The 267-nt window shown below is 76.4% G+C and carries 1 protein-coding gene; it reads right to left on the bottom strand.

The genetic code is table 11. The annotated features are described in order from the left end of the window. Positions 1-78: 78 nt before the first annotated feature. Positions 79-267: hypothetical protein (locus ACSNN7_RS29155; protein ID WP_436684239.1), on the bottom strand; the 189-nt coding region annotated here is incomplete at its 5' end.

Genomic DNA, 267 nt, shown 5'->3' with positions numbered 1-267 from the left:
AGGCCGAGCCGACCGAGGAGGCGGTGGCGGAGGTGCCGCCCGCCGCCGGCCGCCCGGTGTCCGGCTCCCCCGGCGGGTTCACTTCGAGAACACCTGGAACTCGGCGATCCGGACCTGGTCGCGCGCCGGGCTGGCGGTCGCGCAGTCGGTGGTGGTGGCCGGGTCGTCGTCCTGCTCACCGGCGTACGCCGGGCCGCCGGTGCACTGGCTGGCCAGCACCTCCAGCCGTAGGTGGGTGGCGAGCGTGGTCGGCACCGGGAACGACCG

Origin of the sequence: Micromonospora sp. URMC 105 (assembly GCF_051386295.1) — a bacterium.
Taxonomy (GTDB): domain Bacteria; phylum Actinomycetota; class Actinomycetes; order Mycobacteriales; family Micromonosporaceae; genus Micromonospora.
This window is presented reverse-complemented; position numbering and strand designations above follow the sequence as displayed.